Source organism: Aerococcus sp. HMSC062A02, from assembly GCF_001809535.1.
GTDB lineage: Bacteria > Bacillota > Bacilli > Lactobacillales > Aerococcaceae > Aerococcus.
Genome location: NZ_KV797920.1, coordinates 1 through 6,837, shown reverse-complemented (window position 1 = coordinate 6,837; position 6,837 = coordinate 1). Strand labels below are relative to the sequence as shown.

Genomic DNA, 6,837 nt, shown 5'->3' with positions numbered 1-6,837 from the left:
GTTCGAGGATGCAGAAAGGGCTCCTCTTCGCAAAGAGCCGCCGAAGACTTTCAGTCTTCTTTGGCTCTTTACTCCAGAGGCCCCTTTCTCCCGCATCCTCTCACACCCTTACAGAATCGTAATGGCTTGTCCATTATATTCAAGGTTGAACTTGCTGATTGGGAGCCAGTGTTTTGCGCCGAGGTCGTAGGCTGGGTTCTTGCCACCGGTCATGGCACCCTTGTTGTCGTTGGAGTAGAGTGGGTCGTAGACGCGGAAGGCGTTGTTCTTGTAACCGGTGATGACCTTGCAGTGGTTGCGAACATAGTCACCTGGTTTTTGGTAAGAGGAGTAGCCGTAGTAGAGGACAGGGTTGCCGGCGAGGACGGTATCGATGATCTCTTGGGTGTTAGCGCCCGTGATGTTTTTGACACCGGAGTAGTAGGTCTTCAGGTAGTTGGTCAGGCCTTTAGGGTTGATGACCCAGCCGAAGCCTTGGCCGGTGAAGACGTCGCCTTTTTGGCCGTTTGGATCGCTTGGGTACATTGGGGTGTTGCGGATGAGGGTGTCGAGGTTGAAGTCGACGTCCTTAGCACCTAAAAGCATGGCAGAGGCAGCGCCGGCACAGCCCCAAGGTGCGAAGACGGGCTTGTATTGGCTGACATATGGTACGTGGTTGAGGACGCGTTCAGGCGCAACCGCCTTGGCGTCGATCCAGCCTTGGGTGCCATCTGCGAGGGTGATGTTGACCCAGTCGGCCCGGTTGGTGGAGACTTCTTGGTTGACCTGAACATTTTGGCCGGTGTAAGCCTTCATCTGGCCGCGAGACTTGATGGTTTCAAAACCTGGAATACCCCATGGTTTGGAGTCCAGGGTGTGGTTGCCGTTGGTTAAGCGGGCAGAGTAGTTGACCTTTTTCGCGTTTGAGGTGTAAACGTCGACTTGGCCCTTGGTTAAGCCGGCGCGGTCGAACCAGCCGCTAGTGCCATCGGATAAAGTAATGTAGGCCCAGTCTGCACGGTTGGTGGAGACTTCGCTACTTACCTTGACTTGGTCGCCGGTGTGTTTCTTCATGTCGGACCGAGTGGCGATGGTCTTGTAGCCAGGGATCCCCCAAGGTAGGGTATCTAGGGTATGGTTGCCGTTAGAAATGGTGGCGGTGTAGTTGACAGACTTTTGAGGGCTGGTGTAGGAGTCGACCTTGCCGCGGGTCAAGCCCTTGATGTCGAACCAGCCGCTCGTCCCGTTAGGAAGGGTGATCAGTGCCCAGTTGGCTCGGTTAGTTGAGACTTCTTGCGACACTTGGACCCGTTCGCCTTGGTGTTTCTTCATGTCGGACCGGCTAGCGATGGTTGCGTAGCCAGGAATCCCCCAAGGTAGGGTGTCTAAAGTATGGTCGCCGTCAACGATAGTGGCTACATACTTCACGTCCTTGTGGGCAGAGGTGTAGTCGTCAATCCCATTGGCGCGTTTAGAACCAGCGCCTGGCTTGAGGCCTGCCCGGTCGATCCAGCCCTTGAGCCCATCTTGGAAGGTCACATAGGCCCAGTTGGCACGAGTAGTGGACACTTCTTGAGAAACTTGGACGGTTTGGCCGCGGCGGGTCTTCATTTGAGCCCGGCTGCGGAGGGTTTGGTAACCTGGAATTCCCCAAGGCTTGGAATCTAAGGTATTGTCGCCGTCTTTGAGGTGGGCGGTGTAGTTGACATCTTTGAAAGCACTCGTATAAGCGTCACCAACCTTTTGGACGCCCTTGGTATCGATCCAGCCAGAAACTTTGCCGTCGAGGCTGTCGATGTAAACCCAGTTAGCGCGTTCGGTTGAAACGCCTTGGCTTACCTTAACGTTAGTGCCAACTAAGTTCTTGTAGGCATTGCGGCTGACCAAATTTTGGTAGTCCTTGGTTCCCCATGGCTTAGAGTCGATGGTGTGGTTGCCCACTAGACGGCCATAGTAGTTCAGGCTTTCCACGTCAGAGGTATAGCGGTCAAAAGGCAACTTCTTGCTTAAGGCCTTGCGATCGACCCAACCAGCGAGGCTATCTTGGAAGTTCACGTAGGCCCAGTCGGCACGTTCAGTTGAGATGTAGTAGGACACCTTGACCAAGTCGCCTTGGCGGTCCTTCAAGTTAGCGCGGATAGTTTCATAGCCGGCCGTGCCGTAAGGGCGGGTATCCAAGGTGTGCTTTCCGGATTGGAGGGTCATCCATTCATCGGTCGCTTGGAGTTGGCTGGTGTACTTTTCACCGGTCTGGTTTTGGGTATCCAGTTGGGGTTGGCTAGTCTTCTTTTCTTGCTTGCCAATCACAATTTCAGGCTGCTTATCGAGGTCAGTGTTTGCATAATAGCCCGCTTGGACTTCCTTCTTCTCAGGGGCAGGGGCTTCTTCTGTGACCTCAGCTTCAGCAGCTTGGTCTTGGCCAGCGTCAGCTTCTTCAGTCACTTGTGCTTGGATATTTTCTTCGTTTTGGGCATCTGTAGCCAGTTCATCTGCCGCTACCGCTTCAGGGCTGTAGAGGAAGGCAGCTAAGGCCAGGTTCGACGCCAAAAGTAAGTGTGTTTTCTTCATAGGTCTCTCCTTTGATTAATATCTGATTAAATTAGACGATCGCATTAATTATAGGCAATCCCCGCCACAAAAACAAGGCCCAAAGCCCGACCTGAAAGAATTTTATAAGCGTTAAAATCAAGCTTCCAGGAGTATAAATTAAAATATGATGAGAACAGCTATGGGAAGCTTAGCTTTTTTAGCCAGAAGAAGTAGGGAGATCGGGACAAGCGATCGCTAAAGAATTCATAAAAAGCCCGTCTTTGTCTGACAAATATGATACAATAAGGCTATTAATAAAAAAATCATGAGAAGAGAGTGTGACAAAAGTCGGTTAGGCCTGAATCAGCTCACGCATACTATATCTGTAACTCGCTACGCGTCGAACAGCTATAGCAACTGTCCGCAAATTATGTTCAATCGTAGGCCTACGATTGAACATAATTTGTGAAGTGGATGTCAGGACTGACTTTTGGAACAGATTTTTGCCAAAAAGTCCGTTATTTAAAAAGAAGACGAAGCTTTTGTCCACGGCCTTCGGAATAGAAAAGTGAGGAAGCATTATGACTAAAGAATATACTGTTGCAATCGTTGGGGCTACTGGAGCAGTGGGGGAGCAGTTATGTGACCTCTTACCCCAAGCCGAAGTCCCTGTCAAAGATGTGAAGCTCTTGGCTTCTGCCCGTTCAGCTGGAAAGATCCTTCCTGTCGGCGATAAGACCTATGAAGTGGAAGAATTGACCGAAGACTCCTTCGAAGGTGTGGACATCGCCATCTTCTCTGCTGGTGGGGCTCTCTCTGAAAAATTCGTCCCTGCTGCGGTGAAGGCGGGTGCGGTAGCGATCGACAACACCTCTGCCTTCCGCATGGACCCAGACACCCCACTGGTCGTTCCAGAAGTTAACCCAGAAGCCTTGAAGGACCACAATGGCCTTATTGCCAACCCTAATTGTTCGACTATCCAAATGGTAGCGGCCCTCAAGCCAATCCACGATGCTTATGGCCTCAAGCGCGTCATTGCATCGACCTACCAAGCTGTATCTGGCGCTGGCGCTGAAGCTATTGAAGAAACCCTGGCCCAGTCCAAGGCCATTGTGGAAGGTAAGGAAGTGCCTGAAGCCGAAGTCCTGCCATGCGCCGGTGACGACAAGCACTATCAAATGGCCTTCAATGTCCTGCCACAGATCGACAAGTTCCAAGACAACCACTACACCTTCGAAGAGATGAAGATGACCAATGAAACCAAGAAGATCATGGGCCTCAAAGACCTACCTGTCTCCACTACTTGTGTTCGCGTGCCAGTTCTTCGTGCACATTCTGAGAGTGTTTATATTGAAATTGGCGAAAATAATGTTACAATTGAAGCGATACAAGATATCTTGAGCCAAGCACCTGGCATTGTGGTTGAAGACGATATCCAAAACCAAGTCTACCCACAAGCCATCAATGCAGAAGGGAAGAAGGAAACATTTGTCGGCCGGATCCGTAAAGATTTGGATGTTCCCAACGGCTTCCACCTCTGGATTGTTTCAGATAACTTGTGGAAGGGTGCCGCATTGAACTCCGTGCAAATCGCCGAAGAAATGATCAGACAAGATTTGATTTAAGTTATTTAATCTGATTTTTGTAAAAAAATTAATCAGCTTTTTCTTCGCTATTTTATTTATGAGCAGTAGTGGAGCTTTGAAGTTGGTCCTTAGCCATGAAAAGCAAGCGATGTGAATTAGGGATAGTTGGCTTTAGCCTTACTAGCCCTTTGAAGCTCGCTAAGCGAGAGACCTTGGCTCGAGCTGGTGCCATGGCTTTTCAAGGACCAAATTCAAAAGCGGAACGAATGCTCACCAGCACCATATAGAAAATATAATTTTTTAAAAATAAAATCTAGTTCAGAAGCAAACACTCATGCCGATTTAGAGGGTTGGAGTGCTCTGTTTCTGTCTAGGGATAAAATACCTAAGGAGGTTTCTATGAGTGAAATAAAATTTATTTCCTTGGGAGGCGTCCGCGAGAATGGGAAGGACATGTACATTGTTGAAATCGATGGCATGATCTATATCCTGGATTGCGGGCTTGTCTACCCACCCAATGAAATGTTAGGGATCGATGTGATGATTCCTGACTTTACATACCTAAAAGAGAATGAGGACCGGATTGCCGGGGTCTTCTTAACCCACGGCCATCCCGATGCTATCGGGGGTCTGCCTTATCTCTTGAAGGAAGTCAATGTGCCTGTCTTTGGGACCGAGTTGACCATTGAGCTCTTGAAGGTGATGAGTCGGTCTGTGGGCGTGAAGAATTTCAAAGACTTCCATACCATTGACGACGATAACGAGATTGACTTTGGTGATGTGGTGGTCAGCTTCATTAAGACCACCCACTCTCTCCCAGATTCCGTGGCCATTGTTTTGAAGACATCGGAAGGTAACATTGTTTACACCGGGGACTTCAAGATGGATGCGTCTGTCTCTGAAGACTATGCCACAGACTTTGCTCGCCTGACCCAAGTAGCTGGCGAAGGCGTTTTGGCCCTGCTCAGCGAATCCAGCAAGGCTGCTTCTTACTTCGAGAATGCCAGCGAAGTGCTGGTTAAGGAGTCCCTCCAAGATGAAGTGGTCAAGGCAGAAGGCCGGGTCATCGTTTCTGCGGTCGCTTCCAACCTCATGCGCCTCCAACAGATCATCGACGTGGCCCAGTCCACTGGCCGCCATATCTTTATTTCAGGGGAAGCTCTGGAGCAAATCATCGATGTAGCCATCCGCTTGGACAAGCTCAAGTTGCCGAGCAAGGACCTGATCAAGCGCACCGAGCAGCTGGGCAATTACAAGGATGAAGAAATCATCATCCTTGAGACCGGTAAGTCCGGCGAGCCCCTCTATGCCCTTCAACGCATGGCCAAGGCCCGGGGCAACAAGCAGCTGAAGATCAAGGAAGGGGACCTGGTGATCCTAGCCACCACCCCCAATACCGATATGGAAAAGGTTGTCCCAGAAACTAAGGATATGGTCTACCGGGCAGGGGGCCACACCCTGGAACTCTCGTCCAAGTACCACACCTCTGGCCACGCCTCGCCTAAGGACCTGCAATTCATGCTGTCTATCTTGAAACCTAAGTACCTCTTGCCCGTATCAGGGGAATACCAACTCATGCATGCCCACAAGCAATTGGCCGAGCAGATTGGTTTCACGGAAGACAGAATCTTCCTCTTGGACAAGGGCGATACCCTGACCTACAAGAAGGGTAAAATGACTCTTGGCGACAAGGTTCCCGCCAGCAATGTCCTCATCGACGGCTCAGGCGTGGGCGATATTGGAAATATTGTCCTCCGCGACCGGACCATGCTCGGGGAAGACGGGATCTTCGTCGTTGTCCTGACTATCTCCCGCCGCGAAGGCAAGATCTTGGCAGGACCAGAGATCATTTCTAGAGGCTTTATCTTCATGAAAGAAAGCGAAGACTTGCTTAAAGAATCAAGCGAACGGGTCCGCAAGGTGGTCCTTGACAACCTGGAAGACAAGAACTTCCAATGGTCCAAGCTCAAATCGGGCATTCGTGATGAACTCGGCAAATTCCTCTTCAAGCAAACCAACCGCCGCCCCATGATCCTACCGGTGATTATGGAAGCATCCAATTACCGCAAGGGTCGCAAGAAGAAGGGCGGAAAGAAAGGATAGTTTATGAAAGCATCACAGCGATTTATGACAATCATTGAAGGCTTTTTACTGGCACTACTAGCTGGGCTCTTGCAGTTGGTCTTCCCCGCTGAGCTGGGAGAGACGGGACTGAGTCTGGAGATGGGACTCGTCCTCATCCTCTTCTATGCCTTCCGCCGGGGGGCCCTGCCAGCTTGCTTGGCGGGTGGATTGGTGGGCATTATCCAGCTCTACCAAGTGCCCGACGCCCTGACCAATTGGCCCCACAGCCTGGCCTTGGTTATCGCCTCAGCTGCTGTCGGACTTGCCGGACTCTTCGCCCGCAACCTCCAACGCACCTTGCATAATCGACGGATGTCTTCAGTCTATCTCAACCTGGTCACCGGGTCTTTCATCGGTGTCCTCTGCTACTTTATCTGTCGCTTCGTTGACCAGGTCTGGATCCAAGCCGAAAGCAACGGCCTCGCCGAAGCCTTCCGCACGAACGGCCTCAGCTTCCTCCTCAACCTAGGCATCGCCCTAGCCATCCTAATCGTCACCCTCAACGTCTCCGCCAAATACTTCATCCCGCGCTACACCAAGTACATCTCGCGCAAAGAACGGTCGAGACTCCTGAACGATTAAGAAAGGGTGTGAGCAAGAGCGTTTAGCTTTGGATGCT

At 50.9% G+C, this 6,837-nt stretch carries 4 protein-coding genes; 3 read left to right on the top strand and 1 reads right to left on the bottom strand.

Annotated features, from left to right (window positions below; translation table 11 throughout):
• Positions 1–108: 108 nt before the first annotated feature.
• Complete coding sequence (locus HMPREF2626_RS03565; protein WP_070617543.1) at positions 109–2,547, bottom strand: GW dipeptide domain-containing protein; 2,439 nt, start codon at positions 2,545–2,547, stop codon at positions 109–111.
• A gap of 542 nt (positions 2,548–3,089) precedes the next feature.
• Between HMPREF2626_RS03565 and HMPREF2626_RS03560 the strand changes: the two genes are divergently transcribed.
• From HMPREF2626_RS03560 to HMPREF2626_RS03550, 3 genes are all read left to right on the top strand, one after another.
• On the top strand, positions 3,090–4,133 hold the full coding sequence (locus HMPREF2626_RS03560; protein WP_070617539.1) for an aspartate-semialdehyde dehydrogenase: 1,044 nt from the start codon (positions 3,090–3,092) through the stop codon (positions 4,131–4,133).
• Positions 4,134–4,493: 360 nt separating this feature from the next.
• Positions 4,494–6,197: a ribonuclease J gene (locus HMPREF2626_RS03555; RefSeq protein ID WP_070617538.1), complete on the top strand. Its 1,704-nt coding sequence runs from the start codon at positions 4,494–4,496 to the stop codon at positions 6,195–6,197.
• A gap of 3 nt (positions 6,198–6,200) precedes the next feature.
• Entirely contained in the window at positions 6,201–6,800 is a 600-nt protein-coding gene (locus HMPREF2626_RS03550; RefSeq protein ID WP_070617536.1) for an energy-coupled thiamine transporter ThiT, read from the top strand.
• The last annotated feature ends 37 nt before the right edge of the window (positions 6,801–6,837 follow it).